This window comes from Microbacterium sp. NPDC056044 (assembly GCF_042267145.1).
In the GTDB taxonomy this organism is placed as follows: domain Bacteria; phylum Actinomycetota; class Actinomycetes; order Actinomycetales; family Microbacteriaceae; genus Microbacterium.
Genome location: NZ_JBHJWZ010000004.1, coordinates 84,521 through 102,260 on the forward strand (window position 1 = coordinate 84,521; position 17,740 = coordinate 102,260).

The window sequence follows — 17,740 nt, forward strand, 5'->3', positions numbered from 1 at the left end:
GCATTCGACGCACGCTTCCAGCGGACGGTCTCGGGTCGATGGAACGGCGTACCCGTCTACGTCGTCTCTCAGATCGAGCGCGGTCCGAATCTGGCCTCGTGCGGATCTCGTACGCGGGAAACCGTCCGGACGAAGTCATCGCGGCGGGCCTTCCCGGCGACCAGTACAACGGCTGGGGCGGCGACGTGCCCCCGTCGGATATCTCGGACATCTCGGTGGAGATGACTGAGAGGGAGCGCATGCGGTGACCGCACAGTCGTGTCCGATTTCCGCGAGCCTATGTCGGGGGAGCGTGTCAGGCTAGGGGCATGAGCCTGGCTATGACGTTCGACGAGAGGTATCGCGCGATCGACTCGCGCGACGCCCGGTTCGACGGGCAGTTCGTCACCGCGGTGCGCTCCACGGGCATCTACTGCCGTCCGAGCTGCCCCGCCCGCACGCCGAAGCCGGCGAACGTCACCTTCTACCCGACGAGCGCCGCCGCGCACGAGGCGGGATACCGCGCGTGCAAGCGGTGCCTGCCCGAGGCCGCGCCCGGCTCGCCGCAGTGGAACCTCCGCGGCGACACCGCCGGCCGCGCGATGCGGCTCATCGCCGACGGCGTGGTCGAGCGGGAGGGCGTGCCGGGGCTCGCCCACCGGCTGGGCTACTCGCCGCGGCACCTGACGCGGCTGCTCACCGCCGAGCTCGGCGCCGGACCCCTCGCCCTCAGCCGCGCGCACCGCGCGCAGACGGCGCGCATGCTGCTCGTCGGCACCGACCTTCCGGCCGCCGACGTCGCGTTCTCGAGCGGGTTCGCGAGCGTGCGGCAGTTCAACGACACCATCCGGGAGGTGTTCGGGATGCCGCCCCTCGAGCTCCGCGCGCGGCGCCGCGTCTCGCGGCATGAGGGTCCGACCGCGTCGGCACCGGGTGTCACCATCGACCTCGCACTCCCGCACCGTGGCGCGCTGGATGCGCCCGGCCTGTTCGCGTGGATGGCGGCCCGCGCCGTCTCGGGTGCCGAGGCGGCGACGCCGTCGACCTTCGCCCGCACGATCCGCCTGCCGCACGGACCCGCGTGGTTCGAACTCCGGCTCGACGACCTCGGGCGCGTGCGGCTGCGCGCCGCGCTCACGAACCTCGCCGACCTCTCGACGCTCGTCACGCGCGCGCGGCGCCTCTTCGACCTCGACGCCGACCCGGACGCGGTAGACGAGTCGCTGGCGCAGCATCCCGAGCTCACCCCTCTCGTCGAGGCGCTGCCGGGCATCCGCGTTCCGGGCGCCGCCGATCCGCACGAGATGCTGATCCGGGCGATGGTCGGGCAGCAGATCACCGTCGTCGCCGCGCGCACGGCGCTCACGTCGCTCACGACCGCGCTCGGCGAGGAGGTGCCGGCCTTCGCGGGCATGCTGTCGCCCGGCGCCGGCCCCGACGACAGCCCTGTCCGGCTGTTCCCGACGATGTCCGCCATCGCCGAACGCGGCCCCGAGGTGCTCCGTGGTCCCGCCGCGCGGATCCGCGCCATCACCGGCGCCGCTGCGGCGCTGGCCGACGGCTCGCTCACCCTCACCCCCGGCGACGACGCCGTCGAGCAGCGCGCCGCCCTCCTGGCGATGCCCGGCATCGGCCCCTGGACCGCCGACTACGTGCGCATGCGCGTGCTCGCCGACCCCGACGTCTTCCTCCCGGGCGACGTCGCGGTGCGCGCAGGTGCCGCTGCCATCGGGCTCCCCGGCGAGGCCCGCCCGCTCGACGCGTGGGCCGCCCGCACCGCCCCGTGGCGCAGCTACCTCACCGCCCACCTGTGGCGCGCCGTCCCGCCGAGGCCCGCCGCACCGCGCCGGGTCGCGGCATCCATCATCCCCATTCCGTCACTCACGACCACCGGAGGCATGTCATGACCACCGCCACCATCCAGACCGTCGACACCCCCGACGGCGCGTTCACGATCCTCGCCGACGACGACGGGCGCGTGCTCGCCTCGGGCTGGACCGCCGACGCCGACGCGATCCTCGCGCGTCTCGCAAGCGGCGTGCGCCCCTCATCCGTCGAGAAGGGCGAGACGGATGCTGCGGCCGCCGTCGCCGCCTACTACGGCGGTGATCTCGCAGCCATCGACGACGTCGCCGTCGCGCAGCACGGCACCGCGATGCAGCTGGCAGGGTGGGCGGCGCTGCGTCGCATCACCCCGGGCCGCCCGCTCACCTACAGCGAGTTCGCGATCGAGCTCGGTTCTCCGAGCGCGGTGCGGGCCGCAGCATCCATCTGCGCTCGGAACGCCCCCGCGCTCTTCGTGCCGTGCCATCGCGTGCTGCGCACCGACGGCACGCTCGGCGGGTTCGCGTGGGGGCTGCCGGTCAAGCAGCGCCTGCTCGACCGCGAGGCGGCGGTGCCCGCACTCATCTGACCCACTCGCCTCAACCGCTTTCCGGGGGACCGGAAAGCGGTTGTTGCTTTCAGAGAATTCCCAGGTATATGCTGGAGGGCTGTCGCGTCGCTACGACCTGGCGACGCGCACAGCCCTTTCCACTGAATCCGAGGAGGACGACATGTATCAGGCCGCCATCGCCGCGAAGACTGCCTCCGTCCTCCGTCCCGCGGGATTCCGCGCCGTTTCCCGGCTGCCGCGTCCCCGTATTCAGGGCTAGTCCGCACCTCGCACCTCCCGGCCACAGCCGGCTCCGGCATACCGCCGACTCACCGCGCGTTCCCCCTACAGGAACCTCCGCTTCCATGACAGCGCTCCCACACGGGCCTGTCGACACGCGACCCGACGACGGGTCGTCCGCACCACCGCCCCCACAAGGATCATGACCACCACCGCACTTCCTGAGCGATCAGAACAGCCGCCACGGTCCGAACTGTCCACCTTCAAAGCCCTCGCCCGGCTCCTCCCGTTCGCGAAGCCCGTGCTTCCGCGTCTCATCATGGGCGCCGCCAGCGCGCTCGTCGCGAGCCTGCTCGCGCTCACCATCCCGCTCGTTCTCGAGCAGGTGGTCGGCGGCCCGATCGCCTCCGGCGACCTGGTGATGATCGGGTGGGGCGCCGCCGCGATCCTCGCGCTGGGCCTCGCCGAGGCCCTCATGGTCTGGCTCCGCCGCTGGTTCGTGCTCGGCCCGGCGACCATGGTCGAGTACGAGCTGCGCCAGACGTTCTACTCACGTCTGCAGCGCCTGCCCGTCTCGTTCCACGACCGCTGGCAGTCGGGGCAGCTGCTCAGCCGCATGATGCAGGACATCAGCATGCTGCGCCGCTGGCTCGCGTTCGGCGTCGTGCTGCTGGTCGTCAACGTCATCACGATCGTCGTCGGCACCGCGCTGCTGTTCCGCTGGCATTGGGCCCTCGGCACGATCTTCCTCGTGACGTCGGCCCCCCTCTGGTACGCGGGCTACCGGTTCGAGAAGTCCTACGGCACGCTCGCGCGCCAGTCGCAGGACCAGGCCGGCGACCTCGCCACCTCGGTCGAAGAGAGCGTGCACGGCATCCGCGTGCTCAAGGCGTTCGGCCGCGGCAAGCACGCCCTGCAGAAGTTCACCCGCCAGGCCGAGACCCTGCGCGAGACCGAGCTGAGCAAGGCGCGTGCCGTCGGCTGGATCTGGTTCTGGCTGGTGCTGCTGCCCGATATCGCGTTCGCACTGTGCCTCGGCGCCGGCATCTACCTCACCGCGATCGGCCAGCTGCAGGGCGCAGAGCTCATCGCCTTCTTCGCCATGGCCACCGTGCTGCGCTGGCCGATGGAGTCGATCGGCTTCCTGTTCTCGTTCCTCCTCGACGCGCGCACCGCGACCGACCGCATCTTCGAGGTGTTCGACGAGGAGAACACGATCGTCGACCCCGAGACTCCGAAGACGATCGCCAAGCCTCGCGGCGAGCTCGCGTTCGAGGGCGTGCACTTCCGGTATCAGGATGCTGCGGAGCGCGAGCGCGACCTCCTCAACGGTGTCGACCTCGTGCTCCGGCCCGGCGAGACCATGGCGCTCGTCGGTCTCACCGGTTCGGGCAAGACGACGCTCACGACGCTGCCCACCCGCCTGTACGACGTGACCGGTGGCCGCGTGACGCTGGACGGCGTCGACGTGCGCGACCTCACGCTCACCGAACTGCGCCGGCACATCGGCATGGCCTTCGAGGACGCGACGCTGTTCTCCCAGTCCGTGCGCGACAACGTGCTGCTGGGCCGGGAGGACCTCGTGCCCGGCAGCGACGAGGCCGAGCGCGTGATGCGCGAGGCGCTCGACGTGGCGCAGGCGTCGTTCGTCGACGACCTGCCGGACGGCGTCGACACGATCATCGGCGAAGAGGGCCTGTCGCTCTCGGGCGGCCAGCGCCAGCGCCTCGCGCTCGCGCGCGCCGTCGCGGCACGGCCCGCCGTGCTCGTGCTCGACGACCCGCTGTCGGCGCTCGACGTCGACACCGAGGCGCTCGTCGAGGACGCACTGCGTGAAGTCCTGCACGAGACGACCGCGCTCGTGGTCGCGCACCGACCGTCGACGGTCACGCTCGCCGACCGCGTGGCGCTCCTCGAGGCCGGACGCGTGACCGCGGTCGGCACCCACTCCGAGCTGCTGCGCACCAGCGAGCACTATCGGCACGTGATCTCGAGCCTCGAGGTCGAAGAAGCCCGCATCCGCGCCAGACAGGAAGACCAGAACTGGGAGGTGACCCTGTGAGCACCACCGTCACCGGAACGAGCGGCGAAGACCGTTCGGACTACACGCGCGCCGAGAGCAAGGCGATCCGCAAGCGCTCGCTGCGCCTGCTCGGCTCGCTCATCACCCCGGTGCGGGGCCAGCTGATCCTCGCGGGCATCGTGCTCGTGATCTCGACCGCGCTGCGTGTCGCAGGCCCCTGGCTCATCGGTATCGGCATCAACAACGCGCTGCCCGCCGCCGTGGAGCAGATGAACTGGATGCCGACCATCCTGGTCGTGCTCGTCTACCTCGTCACCGCCATCGGCGGCGCCGCCCTCATCGGGTGGTACGTCGTGGTCGCGGCGCGCCTCACGCAGGCGATCATGCTCGATCTCCGCAAGCGCATCTTCCTGCACACGCAGCGGCTGAGCCTGGAGTTCCACGAGTCGTACACGTCCGGCCGCATCATCTCGCGCCAGACGAGCGACCTCGACACCATCCGCGAGCTCCTCGACGGTGGTCTCAACGAGCTGGTCTCGGGCATTCTGTACGGCGCGTTCACGCTCGTCGCGCTGTTCCTCGTGGACTGGCAGTCGGGCCTGATCCTCACCTTCATGGGCATCCCGCTCTTCCTCCTGATGCGCTGGTTCTACTCGCGCTCGCAGCTCGTCTACCGCGAGTCGCGCGTCATCAGCGCGAAGGTGATCGTGAAGTTCGTCGAGACGATGACGGGCATCCGCGCCGTGAAGGCCTTCCGCAAGGAGGGGCGCAACGACGACGAGTTCGGCGGTCTCGCGCTGGACTACCGGGACGTCAACATGCGCTCGATCCGCCTGTTCGGCACGTTCGAGCCCGGGCTCATGGCCGTGGCGTCGTTCACCCTCGCGATCGTGATCGCGTGGGGCGGCATCCGGGTCGTCGACGGCGCGATGGAGATCGGCTTCCTGCTGTCGGCCGTGCTCTACGTGCGCAACTTCTTCTCGCCGCTGCAGGAGGTCGCGTTCTTTCTGAACTCGTACCAGTCCGCGACGGCGGCGCTCGAGAAGGTGTCGGGCGTCCTGGAGGAGGAGCCCACGGTTCCCGACCCGAAGAACCCGGTGGATCTGTGGGAGGCGAAGGGCCACATCCGGTTCGACGACGTGCTGTTCGGGTACTCGCAGGACCGCGTCATCCTTCCTGATTTCTCGCTCGACATCCCGGCGGGCCAGACGATCGCGCTCGTCGGCACGACGGGCGCCGGCAAGTCGACGCTCGCCAAGCTCGTGTCGCGGTTCTACGACCCGACGCGCGGTGCGGTGACGCTCGACGGCGTGGACCTGCGCAGCCTTCACCCGAAGGACCTGCGCCGCGCCATCGTGATGGTCACGCAGGAGGCGTACCTGTTCAGCGGCACGGTCGCCGACAACATCGCGCTGGGCAAGCCCGACGCGACGCTCGACGAGATCCAGGCCGCGGCGCGCGCGGTGGGCGCGGATGCCTTCATCCAGGCGCTCCCCGACGGCTACGGCACCGACGTCAACAAGCGCGGCGGGCGCGTGTCGGCGGGTCAGCGTCAGCTGATCTCGTTCGCGCGGGCGTTCCTCGCGAACCCGGCGGTGCTGATCCTCGACGAGGCGACGGCGTCGCTCGACATCCCGTCGGAGCGCCAGATCCAGGACGCCCTGCAGAGCCTGCTGGCCGACCGCACCGCGATCATCATCGCGCACCGCCTGTCGACTGTCGCGATCGCCGACCGCGTGCTCGTCATGGAGCACGGCGAGATCATCGAGGACGACACCCCCGAGGAGCTCATCGGCGGCACCGGCAAGTTCGCCCAGCTCCACGCCGCCTGGCGGGAGTCGCTGGTCTAGCCCCGTCCCGCTTCGACCCCGGATGCCCCGGCCCCCTGTCCACACAGGGGCGGGGCATCCGTCGTCCGGTCTCTTCCGAGCGCCGCGACGCCTTCCACAGGTCAACCGGGCTTCCACAGGAGCGAATCCGTCTGCGGGCTCCTGCAGAAGCCCGGTTGACCTGTCGAAGCGGTGGGGCAGGGCTGGAGGCGAGCCCGGGTTGCACGACCGTGGATCAGGCGTACGCGACAGAGACCGCGTGGGCGAGTGGATGCTGCGGCGCGAGGCCCGCGAGGGCTGCGGCGCCGTCGATCCCGTGGCCGCGGGGCTCGACGAGCGTGACGTCGAACTCGCTCGCGGCGATGTGCGACGTGAACGCCTCGCGCAGCTGCGGGGAGCGGAAGACGCCGCCGATCGCGCACGCGGCGAAGTGCTCGGACGCGTCGTCGGAGCGCACCCGGCGCAGCGCCGTCTCGACGCTGTGCGCGAGCTCGCCGCCGGCGCGCACCGTGATGTGCTGCGACACCGCGTCGCCCTCGGTCGCCAGCCTGGCGACGTGCGCCGCGAACGACGCGACGACGCTCACGCGCTCGGGGTCGGACTGCAGGTGGATGTACGCCTGGGTGAGGTCGGGCCAGCGTTCTTCGGCGACGGCGCGGAGCGCGGTCGCGGGGCCGCGGCCGTCGTACTCGCGCATCACGGCGTCGAGCGCCTCGCGGCCGATCCAGTAGCCGCTGCCGGCGTCGCCCATGAGGTAGCCCCACCCGTCGACCCGGGCCACGCGCGACGCGCCGACCGCGAGCGTCACGACGCCGGTGCCCGCCGCGACGACCGCACCCCGCGTGTCGCCCAGCGCCCCGAGGAACGACGTCGTCGAGTCGTGCGCGAGGATCACCTCGTGCACCGCGGCGTCGTCGATGCGGGCGAGGAGGGCCGCAGCATCCGATTCCCGAGTCGTGAGGCCCGACACACCCGCGCTCACGACCGAGACGTCGGCGCCGGTGCGCTCGATCGCGGCGCGCGTGACGGCGGCGAGCTGGGGGAGGAGCGGCTCCGCGGTGCGGATGCCGGGGAACACGATGTCGTGCTCGCGCACGCGCACCTTGATGCCGGTCTGGCCCGCATCGATCGCGAGCACTGCCGCGGTCACCGCGCGACCCCGGCCGCGAGCGCCGTGTACTGCGCGCGCAGGTACTCGCCGGCGGGCTTGCCGTACGGGCAGTAGTCGTCGTTCGCCGTCGCCTCGTCAGCGGCGTACAGGCGTGCAGGCCAGTCCCACAACATGAATCCCCCCACCCACGCGCGCTCGGCGCACGCCTCGAACATGGCCCTGTAGTACCGCAGTTGCTCGCCGGGGGAAACCTCTCCCGGCAGCGACCAGTCGTTCGGCCGCGCGGCCGAACCCTCGCGGGACGGGCAGCCCGCCTCCATGAAGAAGAACGGCTTGCCGGATGCCTCGACCGCCGCCTCGATCCGGTCGAGCTCCGCCTCCCACCGGTCGACGGGGTAGTACCCGCTCGACGACACGACGTCGACCGCGTCCCACCAGGTGAGGCGGTCCTCCTGGTACTTGTCGCAGTTGTACGTCACGATGCCCGAGTACTCGGCACGCACCGCGGCGATGAGCTCGCGCCACTCGGCCTCGCGCGCGTCGGCGCGCACCATCTCGCAGCCGACGCAGAGCATCTCGCAACCCTCGGCCTCGGCGATCCGCGCCGCGTGCACGATGAACGCGCGGTACGACGCGAACCACTCGCCCCAGGTCGGTTCACCCGGGACGTCCTGGTCGAAGAACCCGATGTATGCGCGCCACGCGCCGTCGGCGACGTTGACGACGGGCTTCAGGCACACCTTCAGCCCGAGCGCCTTCGCCTCGCGGATCGCCCACACGATCTCGTCGTCGGTCACCGTCGGCTCGTCGCCGAACCGCACCTCGGTCGACTGCGCGGTCTCTTGCAGCGCCGAGTAGGCGAGCGCGGTCCAGTTCACGCCGTGGTCGGCCATGAGCTGCATCGATTCGGCCGCCTCGGCCGTCGCCCACGTGCCGCGCACGCCGGTCCAGCCCCAGGTCATCCCGGCCACGTACGACCCGAGCGCCTGGGCGGTCTCGCCGGTCACGCGACGACCAGCTCGTTGGCGGTGCGCAGCACCCGCGGATCGGAGAGGACGGATGCTGCGAGCCCGCCGCCGTCGTGACGCACGACGATCGTCGTGCTCTCGCCCGGCAGCAGGGTGACGAGGGCATCCGACGCGACGGCGTCGGCATCGACCTTGTCGACGAGGAGCGCGAGGTCGCGCACGAGCGTGGATGCGGTGAGCGTCACCGCCGTGCCGCCGGGCGCCGGCTCGGTGCGGACCTCGACCTCGGCCGCGCCGAGCGCCGAGTCACGGGGCTCGGCGAAGAACCAGAAGCCGCGCACCTCGTCGACCCCCGCGACGACGAGTTCGGCGGCCGCGTCGCCGGCCTCCGCGACCTCGGCGGGCAGGGTGACGGTCACCGTCTCGCGCGGTGCCAGCGCGACCGGCGTCTCGAACCGGGCGCGCTCGTCGCCCGCGAACCCGAGGCGGCGTGCCACGAACGCGCCGGACCATGACTCGGCGGTGTCGTTCACGAGCACCGCCGCGAGCCCGCCCTCGCGCGGCTGGATCGTCGCCAGGCGCGGGGCGAACGCGTTCTTCAGCCCGTAGTACAGCGGCTTCGGGCGCTCGTCGCCGTCGATCGCGGCCCACGAGGTGACGGGCCAGCAGTCGTTGAGCTGCCACACGATCGCGCCCTGCGTGTGCGGCGCCCACGAGCGGAAGTGCTCGAGCGCGGTGCGCACGGCGAGCGCCTGGTTGAGCTGCATCGCCCAGTGCCAGTCCTCCATGGCCTCCGGCATCCGGAAGTGCGGGATCAGCCCGTTCGAGAGCTTGGTGTTCCCCTCCATCGCCTTCTGGTGCACGATCATGCCCGGCGACTCGGGGGTCAGCGGTGCGTCCGATACCGACCGCACGAGGGTCGACCACGCCGGCGGCCCCTGCCAGCCGAATTCGGCCACGAACCGCGGCCGGTGGTCGCGGTAGGTGTGCCAGTCGAGGCGGTTCCACTGCTCCCACAGGTGCATCGAGCCGTGCTGCTCGTCGTTGGGGTGCGGGCCGGTCTGCGTCTCGCCGTCCCACGCTGTACCCGGGCTGAAGGGGCTGCCGGGGGCATAGGGCACGTGCGGCGCGAGCTCTGCGACGAGTGCGGGGAACAGCTCGTAGTAGTACTGCGCACCCCACGTCTTGCCGTCGAGGCGCAGCTTCCAGCCCCAGTCCTCGTAGCCCCACAGGTTCTCGTTGTTGCCGGTCAGCAGCACGAGCGAGGCGTGGTGGCCGAGCCGCACGATGTTCTCGCGCGCCTCCGCCTCGACCTCGGAGCGCAGCGGCTCCTCCTCGGCGTACGCGGCGCACGCGAACAGGAAGTCCTGCCAGACCAGCAGGCCCAGCTCGTCGGCGAGCTCGTAGAAGTCGTCGGACTCGTACAGCCCCCCGCCCCACACCCGGATGAGGTTGAGGTTCGCATCGAGCGCCTGCGTGAAGCGGCGGCGCAGGCGGTCGCGCGTGACGCGCACGGTGAGCGCGTCGTCGGGGATCCAGTTGACGCCCTTCACGAACACCGGCTGGTCGTTGACGACGAGCGTGAACGGCGTGCCGGCCTCGTCGGGGGTCATGTCCCACCGGACGTCGCGGAATCCGACGACACGGTGGGTCGCATCGAGCACATCCGGGCCGTCGCCGTGAAGCCGCACGTCCACGACGTACAGCGGCTGATCGCCGTAGCCTGCCGGCCACCAGCGCTGGACGGCATCGAGGTCGAGGCGCACGCGCGCCCGGTCGCCCTCGACCTGCACGAACGCACCCGGAAGAGCGTTCTCGTCGAGCCCCGGGCCGTTCACCGCGACGCTGACAGTGAGAGGAACGGATGCTGCGTTCCCCGCCCGCTCGAGCTCCACCTCGACCGCGATCGACCCGGCGTCGCCCTCCGGCGTCGCCACCACCCGCGTCTGCGCGAGGCGCGCGACCGACCAGGACTCGAGCCCGACCGGCTTCACGATGCCGCTCGTGTACGTCGCGATGCCCCAGTCCCACCCGAAGCTGCAGGCCGACTTGCGGATCGCGTCGTAGGGGAGCGGGTACGGGCGCTGCCGCACCCCGAGCGCTACGCTCTGCTCGTTGGCGTACTTCACGGGCGAGCGGAAGCGCACCACGAGTTCGTTCTCGCCCTCGACGAGCGCGTCGCGCACGTCGAACCGGTACGAGCGGTGCTGGTTGGCCGTCGCCCCGATCTCGCTCCGGTTCAGGAGGATCGTGGTCACGGTGTCCAGGCCCTCGAACACGAGATCGGTGCGATCGGCGTCGTCCCGCGCCCACACGAACGTCGTCGCGTACGTCCAGTCGACCAGACCGATCCATGCCAGCGCCGACTCGTTGTCGTCGAGGAACGGGTCGGGGATGAGACCCGCCGCCAGCAGGTCGGTGTGCACGCACCCCGGCACACTCGCCGCAACGGCGGCCGTAGCATCCGGGAATCCATCCGGAACCGGGCCGGCTGCGGCGCGGAGCGTCCAGCCGGCGTCGATCGGACGGAGGGAGAGGGAAGAGGTCACTTGACGGCTCCTGCGGTGAGGCCCTTGTAGATCCAGCGCTGAAGCAGCAGGAAGGCGATGAGGGTGGGGATGATGACGAGGACGGTGCCGGCCGAGATGACCTCCCACTGTGCGCCGAACGGTCCCTTGAACCGGAACAGCGAGGTGGAGATGAGGCCCTCCGACGGCAGGTAGAGGAACGGGGCGTAGAACTCGTTGTACACCGCGATGCCCTTGATGATCACGACCGTCGCGATCGCCGGACGAAGCAGCGGCAGCACGATGCGCCAGTAGATGGTCCAGCGGTTGGCGCCGTCGATCATCGCCGCCTCGTCGAGCGAGACCGGGATCGACTGCATGAACTGGATGAACAGGTAGATCGCGATGATGTCGGTGCCCATGAAGAGCAGGATCAGCGCGGCCTTCGTGTCGTAGAGGCCCAGTCCGTTGATGAGCTGGAACGTCGCCACCTGGCTCGTCACGCTCGGGATCAGCGTCGCGACGAGGAACAGGCCGAACACCAGCTTCTTGCCGCGGAACGCGAACCGGTCCAGCGCGTACGCGGCCATCGTGCCGATGAAGATGGTGCCGGCGAGCGAGACGACGAGCACGATCGTGGTGTTCACGAAGCCCTCGAGCATCTTGCCGCTCGTGAACGCGGTGACGAAGTTGTCGAAGTTGAGCCAGTTCTCGGGCGGGTCGAAGGGGCCGGTCTGCGCGTACTCGGGCGCCGTCTTGAGGCTCGCGAACAGCAGGACCGACAGCGGCAGCAGCGTCACGACCGCCGCGACGATCAGGCTGAGGTACTTGGCCGTCGTCGCGCTGACGCCGCGAAGGCGCTCGAGCGGCGAGCGGCCGCGGGTGACACGCGGCGGCGTGGTGCGCTGCGGCATCGTGCGGAGGTCTTCGGTGGTGGTCATGTCAGGTCGACCTTCTCGTCGGGGAACACCTTTCGCTGGATCCACGTGACGACCAGCACGATCGCCAGCAGCACCACGGCCATCGCGGACGCGAGCCCGACCTGCCGGAAGGTGAACGCGGTCTGCAGCGTCTGGATCACGAACGTGGCCGAGCCGTTGGCGCCGCCGGTCATGATGAACGGGATCTCGAACACGCTGAGGCTGCCCGCGATCGCGAGGATGAACGACAGTCCGATCACGCGGCGGATGCCGGGGAAGATGATGGCCCAGAACTGCTGCCAGCGGCTCGCGCCGTCGAGGTCGGCCGCCTCGTACAGCTCGTAGGGGATCGACTGAATGGCCCCGAGGAAGAGCACGAAGTTCATGCCGGTGTAGCGCCAGACCGAGGTGCCGGCCAGCGACCAGTTCACGACATCGGGGTTGCCGAGCCACTGCGGCGGGTCGCTGACGCCGAACCAGCTGAGCACCGTGTCGAGGGTGCCGCCCGGCTGGAACAGGTAGAGGAACACGAACCCGATCGCGACGCCGTTGATGAGGTACGGGAAGAACAGGATTCCGCGGAAGAGGTTCGAGAAGCGCGTCGAGAAGCTGAGGAGCGTGGCGAAGTACAGCGCGATCGCCATCTGCGCGAACGACGCGAAGAAGTAGTACAGGCTGACGCCGAACACCGAGAAGATGCGCGGGTCGGTGAACACCTGCACGTAGTTGTCGAGACCGACGAAGTTCTTCTCGAGGTCGATGCCGTCCCAGTCGGTGACGCTGAAGTAAAAGAGGTTCACCGCCGGCCAGTAGGTGAACAGGAGGAGCAGCCCCACCGCCGCGGCGAGGAAGAACCACGGGGTGAGGTGCTGCAGGACGCTCCGTCCGGCGGAGCCGCCGCGCCGGCGGCCGGCCCGGCGGGGTGAACCGCCGAACCGGCGCGCGCGAAGCGGCGCGGAGAGGACGGCAGGGGCATCCGCCGGTGCCGCACCGGGTGTCGCAATGGCCATGTCGCTGCCGTCCCCGTCCGCTCAGCCCTGGAGCTTCTCGACCGACGCGCCCCAGCGCTCGTTCAGCTCGGCGAAGTAGCTGTCCTTGTCGCCGTCGGCGGCGCCGCGGGCGATGTCCACGAGCTTCTGCCGGTAGATCGGGCCGTACAGGTCGATCTGCGCGTCGTCGGCCACGTTGTTGATGAGGCCCTCCTTGCCGGCGGGGGCGGGGTTGATCTCCATGAGCTCGACGCCCGCGTCCTCGAAGCCGGCCAGGTTGTCGGGGAGCGGCTTGTCGATGACGGGCGAGATCATGCCCTGCGACTCGGTGTAGCCCGAGTCCTCGACGACCCACTGGATCCACGCCCACGCGGCGGCCTTGGCCTTGGAGTGCTTGCTGACGGCGAGGTTGTAGTCGCCGCCGATGACGGCGAGCTGCGTGCCGTCGACGTTCGCCGGGAACGCCATGTAGCCGATGTCGTCGGCCGAGCCGCCGTTGTCTTCCGCGGCGGCCTGCATCTGCGAGATCGCCCACGAGCCGAGCGTCATGGCGGCGATCTTGCCGGTGCCGAGGTCGACCTTCGACTTCTCCCAGTTGGTGGTGAGCGGGTCGTCCTCGGTGAGGCCGGCGGCGACGCTGTCGTACAGCAGCGAGTCGATCGCGTAGACGTCGGTGCCCTCGGTCCACGGTGCCGTGTCTTCCGCCATCGTGATGGGGGCGTCCGCGTCGTCGGTGACGACGCCGAGGTTGCCGAAGCTCTGCGTGAGCGGCCAGCCGTCCTTGTAGTTCGTGTAGAGCGGGATGGCGTCGGTGTTGTCCTTCACCTGCTGGAGCGCCTCGAGCCACTCGTCCTCGTTCGTGGGCAGCGCGGTGACGCCGGCCTCTTCGAAGACCTTCTTGTTGTAGACGACGCCGTTCGCGTTGCCGCCCCACGCGATGCCGTACTGCGTGCCGTCGTAGCTCGCCGCCGGGAGGAAGCGGTACGTGTCCTCGAAGCCGGACGTGTCGCCGAGCGGCTCGAGGAACTGCTCGTACTGCTCGGGCTTGATCGCGGGGATGCCGATGACATCGCCGTAGTTGGTCGTGCTCATGCGCGTGAGCATCTCGCCGGCGTAGTCGGTGATGCCCTCGAACGTGACGTTCACGTCGGGGTACTTCTTGTTGAACTCGTCGGCGTACTTCTGGAACGTGCCGTCCTCGACCAGGTCGGTGCGCCACGTGACGACCTTGATGTCGCCCGCGACCTCGCCGTCGATCGTGTTGTCGGCGTCGCCCGCGCCGCCGCCCGCGCAGCCGCTGATCGCGACCGCGGCGGTCGCCAGCAGCGCGATGCCCGCCAATGCCTTCTTCGCCATGTGATTCTCCTTGTCAGGTTCGCCCTTGAACTGCCGGTGCGCGTCGCCGCACCGTTGCGTGGTTCGTCGCGCGGTCAGAATAGGCGGGTTCGAAGCGGTTCCGCAAGCATCGAATGTCAGCGCTGTCTTGTCTTGTCCGATCATCATGATTCGGAGAAACAACGCCCCTGAACTGGCCTTATTGTGTATTCGATAGCGGATGCCTCACCTCAATGTCTCGGTAATGTCCCACGTGGACATTCCCGGCCCCACGGTGCTAGCGTGAAGCCCGCAGCGGCAAGGAGGCCCGATGACGGTTCAGCAGCGCGCGACCCTCGAAGACGTCGCGCGGCTCGCGGGTGTGAGCTCGAAGACGGTTTCGCGCGTCTTCACCCACCGCGATCTCGTCGCGCCTGAGACCGTCGAGCGCGTGCTCGGCGCCGCCAAGCGCCTGCGCTTCCGTCCCAACCCGCTGGCGCGCAGTCTGCGACGAGGAGGCCCGACCAACACGATCGGGTTCATCATGGGCGAGCTGAACAACCCGTTCTACTACAAGCTCGCCGCGGGCATCGAGCGCGAGCTGTCGGCCCACGGGTTCTCGCTCGTCGTGGCCACCACCGACGACACGGCAGAGGGCGAGGAGCGCGTCGCGGACGCCCTCCTCGGCCAGCGGCTCGGCGCGCTGCTGCTCATCCCCGTCGCCGACGACCAGTCCTATCTCGAGGGCGAGCGCCACCTCGGCACCCCGGTGATCGCGATCGACCGGCCGGCGCGCAACCTCGTGGCCGACTCGATCGTGCTCGAGAACCACCGCGGTGTGTTCGACGCCACGACCCGCTTGCTCGAGCGGGGCCATCGCCGCATCGGCTACATCTGCAACCCGGCATCCGTCTTCACGCAGGCCGAGCGCCTGCGCGGCTACCGAGACGCGCTCGCCGCGTACGGCGTCACCGACTCGTCGCGATGGGAGCGGCTCGCCGACGACCTCGCCGTCCCCGCCGACGGTTTCATCGCCGACCTGCTCGACCATCCCGACGCCCCCACCGCGATCATCACCGGCAACAACCGCGTGACGATCGGCGCGCTGCGGGTGCTGCGCGATCGCGGCGACGCCACCACCGCCCTCGTCGGCTTCGACGACTTCGACACCGCCGACGTGCTCGGGGTGACCGTGATCAGCTACGACCCGCTCGCGCTCGGCAAGGCCGCCGCGACGCTCGCCATCGAGCGCATGCAGGACCCGGCCGGCTTCACCCGGCAGCTCGAGATGCCGACGTGGATCGTCGAGCGCGGCACCGGCGAGCGCACCCCCGCAGAGAGGACCACCGCATGACCCCCGGCTTCGTCCGCCTCGAGAGCGAGGGCGTCGGCGTGCTCGTCGACGCCCGCGGCCCCGGCCTTCCGCACGTGCTGCACTGGGGTGCGCCGGTCGGCGGGATGACGGATGCCGATGCCGACGCCCTCGCGAGGGCCCTGAGCCGCCAGACCCCGCCCGGCACGCTCGACGCCGCGTGGCAGGTGTCGCTCTCGCCGCAGGAGGGCGACGGGTGGACGGGCCGCCCCGGCATGCAGCTGCGCCGTGACGGCGTGCTGCACCATGCGCGGTGGGAGGTGCGCCGCCTCGAGGCCGACGACCGGTCGTTCACCGTCGAGGCGGGGGACGAGGCATCCGCTCTCCGCCTGTCGATCACGGTCGGCATCGAGGCCGGCGGAGTGGTGTGGGTGCAGCACGCGCTCGCCCACGAGGGCGACCACGCGGCGGTGCCCATCGACGTCGACTGGCTCGAGGCGACGCTGCCGGTGCCGTCGACGACCGACACCCTGCTGACATTCGACGGCCGCTGGACGCGGGAGAAGCGCCCCGTCGTCACGCCCTTGCCGGCCGGCGCCACCGTGCGGCAGACGCATCGCGGCCGCCCGGGGCACGACAACCCCGTCGCCGCCATCGCGGGGATCGGGGAGCCGCGCTGGCAGAGCGGCGCGCTGTGGGGCGTGCACCTCGCGTGGTCGAGCGACCTCACGACGCGGGTCGATCGCATCACCGACGCGGTGACCCTCATCGGCGCCGGCGAGCTGCTGCGCCCCGGCGAGATCCGGCTCGAGCCGGGCGACGAGTACCGGTCGCCGCGCGCGGCGTTCGTGCACACGGCCGAGGGCCTCGACGGTTTCGCGCACCGCGTGCACACGTGGCTTCGGGCCAGGCCGCAGCATCCGTCGTCCGTCCGTCCTCTCGTGCTCAACACGTGGGAGGCCGTGTACTTCGACCACGACGCGGACCGGCTGGCCGCGCTCGCCGAGCGCGCCGCCGAGGTCGGCATCGAGCGGTTCGTGCTCGACGACGGATGGTTCCAGGGGCGCCGAGACGACTCGACGAGCCTCGGTGACTGGGTCGTCGACCGGACGGTGTGGCCCGACGGGCTCGGTCCGCTCGCGGCACGTGTGCATGAGCTGGGCATGCAGTTCGGGCTGTGGTTCGAGCCCGAGATGATCAGCCTCGACTCCGACGTCGCCCGCACGCACCCCGACTGGCTGCTGCACGAGCCCGGCCATCTCGCGCACGACGCCGGCGTCTCGTGGCGCGGGCAGTACGTGATGGATCTCGCGAACCCCGATGCCTACGCCCACGTGCTCGGGCAGATCGACGCGCTCGTCGGCGAGCTCCGCATCGACTTCATCAAGTGGGACCACAACCGCGACCTCGTCGAGAGCGTGCACGAAGGGCGCCCGGGCGGGCACGCCCAGATGACGGCGGTCTACGCGCTCATCGCGGAGCTGAAGTCGAGGCATCCATCCCTCGAGATCGAGTCGTGCTCGAGTGGCGGTGCGCGCACCGACCTCGGCATCCTCGACGTCACCGACCGCGTGTGGGCGAGCGACTCGAACGATCCGGTGGAACGACAGGACATCCAGCGCTGGACCGGCCTGCTGCTGCCGCCCGAGCTCGTCGGCGCGCACGTCGGCCCGACGACCTCGCACTCGTCGGGGCGCACCACGGCGCTGTCGTACCGCATGGCGACGAGCCTCATGGGTTCGGCCGGGTTCGAATGGGACATCCTGTCGGTCGGCGACGACGAGACCGCCACGATCACGCGCTTCGCCGCGCTCTACAAAGAGCTGCGGGCGATCGTGCACGGTGGACGGATGCTGCACCCCGAACTCCGCGATCCCGCCTGGCGGGCGACGTCCTTCGTCACGGACGAGGCCGCAGTGGTGGTCGTCGCGACGGTGGCGAGCCTCGAGGATGCGCGCGCCGAGCGCCTGCGCCTGCCCGGGCTCGACCCGGCGCGCCGCTACCGCGTGCGCGTGCGCCGCGAGATCGGGGCGGCCGAGTACGGCTGGATCGCCCCGGAATGGTTCACCGCCGGCGAGATCGAGCTGCCCGGCTCCGTGCTCGCCGAGGTCGGCCTGCAGCTGCCGACGCTGTGGCCCCTGCAGGCGTTCGTGCTCCACCTCGAGGCCGTCTGA

General features: G+C 70.5%; 13 protein-coding genes. 7 read left to right on the forward strand and 6 right to left on the reverse strand.

What is annotated here, in order from left to right:
* Nucleotides 1-98: 98 nt before the first annotated feature.
* The 5 genes from ACFC1I_RS12320 (at nt 99) to ACFC1I_RS12340 (ending at nt 6,466) form a co-directional block, all read left to right on the forward strand.
* Nucleotides 99-248, forward strand: a complete 150-nt coding sequence (locus ACFC1I_RS12320; RefSeq protein WP_376009590.1) for a hypothetical protein — start codon at nt 99-101, stop codon at nt 246-248.
* A gap of 60 nt (nt 249-308) precedes the next feature.
* Complete coding sequence (locus ACFC1I_RS12325; protein ID WP_376009592.1) at nt 309-1,886, forward strand: DNA-3-methyladenine glycosylase 2 family protein; 1,578 nt, start codon at nt 309-311, stop codon at nt 1,884-1,886.
* Nucleotides 1,883-2,392 carry a methylated-DNA--[protein]-cysteine S-methyltransferase gene (locus tag ACFC1I_RS12330; RefSeq protein WP_376009594.1) on the forward strand — a complete coding sequence of 170 codons (510 nt, stop codon included), beginning with the start codon at nt 1,883-1,885 and terminating at the stop codon, nt 2,390-2,392. Before ACFC1I_RS12325 ends, ACFC1I_RS12330 begins: the two co-directional genes overlap by 4 nt.
* Before the next feature lie 403 nt (nt 2,393-2,795).
* Nucleotides 2,796-4,655 (forward strand): ABC transporter ATP-binding protein, encoded by a 1,860-nt coding sequence (locus tag ACFC1I_RS12335; RefSeq protein WP_376009597.1) that lies wholly within the window; start codon nt 2,796-2,798, stop codon nt 4,653-4,655.
* Nucleotides 4,652-6,466: an ABC transporter ATP-binding protein gene (locus ACFC1I_RS12340; RefSeq protein ID WP_376009599.1), complete on the forward strand. Its 1,815-nt coding sequence runs from the start codon at nt 4,652-4,654 to the stop codon at nt 6,464-6,466. Before ACFC1I_RS12335 ends, ACFC1I_RS12340 begins: the two co-directional genes overlap by 4 nt.
* Before the next feature lie 214 nt (nt 6,467-6,680).
* Here the strand turns inward: ACFC1I_RS12340 and ACFC1I_RS12345 are convergent, their stop codons facing one another.
* From ACFC1I_RS12345 to ACFC1I_RS12370, 6 genes are read right to left on the reverse strand one after another with little or no spacing between them, the layout of a single operon-like run.
* Nucleotides 6,681-7,595: an N-acetylglucosamine kinase gene (locus tag ACFC1I_RS12345; protein WP_376009601.1), complete on the reverse strand. Its 915-nt coding sequence runs from the start codon at nt 7,593-7,595 to the stop codon at nt 6,681-6,683.
* Complete coding sequence (locus tag ACFC1I_RS12350; protein ID WP_376010847.1) at nt 7,592-8,518, reverse strand: 1,4-beta-xylanase; 927 nt, start codon at nt 8,516-8,518, stop codon at nt 7,592-7,594. Before ACFC1I_RS12350 ends, ACFC1I_RS12345 begins: the two co-directional genes overlap by 4 nt.
* Nucleotides 8,519-8,559: 41 nt before the next feature.
* Entirely contained in the window at nt 8,560-11,073 is a 2,514-nt protein-coding gene (locus ACFC1I_RS12355; protein WP_376009603.1) for a glycoside hydrolase family 2 protein, read from the reverse strand.
* Nucleotides 11,070-11,972, reverse strand: coding sequence for a carbohydrate ABC transporter permease (locus ACFC1I_RS12360; RefSeq protein WP_376009606.1), 903 nt, complete (start codon nt 11,970-11,972; stop codon nt 11,070-11,072). The genes ACFC1I_RS12355 and ACFC1I_RS12360 overlap by 4 nt, the downstream gene beginning before the upstream one ends.
* Nucleotides 11,969-12,961: a carbohydrate ABC transporter permease gene (locus ACFC1I_RS12365; RefSeq protein ID WP_376009609.1), complete on the reverse strand. Its 993-nt coding sequence runs from the start codon at nt 12,959-12,961 to the stop codon at nt 11,969-11,971. Before ACFC1I_RS12365 ends, ACFC1I_RS12360 begins: the two co-directional genes overlap by 4 nt.
* Nucleotides 12,962-12,982: 21 nt before the next feature.
* A complete protein-coding gene (locus tag ACFC1I_RS12370; RefSeq protein WP_376009612.1) occupies nt 12,983-14,296 on the reverse strand; it encodes an ABC transporter substrate-binding protein in 1,314 nt (437 codons plus the stop codon).
* Nucleotides 14,297-14,585: 289 nt separating this feature from the next.
* On the opposite strand from ACFC1I_RS12370, the gene ACFC1I_RS12375 reads away from it, so the two are divergent.
* Both ACFC1I_RS12375 and ACFC1I_RS12380 read left to right on the forward strand, forming a co-directional pair.
* Complete coding sequence (locus tag ACFC1I_RS12375) at nt 14,586-15,608, forward strand: LacI family DNA-binding transcriptional regulator (protein WP_376009615.1); 1,023 nt, start codon at nt 14,586-14,588, stop codon at nt 15,606-15,608.
* Complete coding sequence (locus ACFC1I_RS12380) at nt 15,605-17,740, forward strand: alpha-galactosidase (RefSeq protein ID WP_376009617.1); 2,136 nt, start codon at nt 15,605-15,607, stop codon at nt 17,738-17,740. The genes ACFC1I_RS12375 and ACFC1I_RS12380 overlap by 4 nt, the downstream gene beginning before the upstream one ends.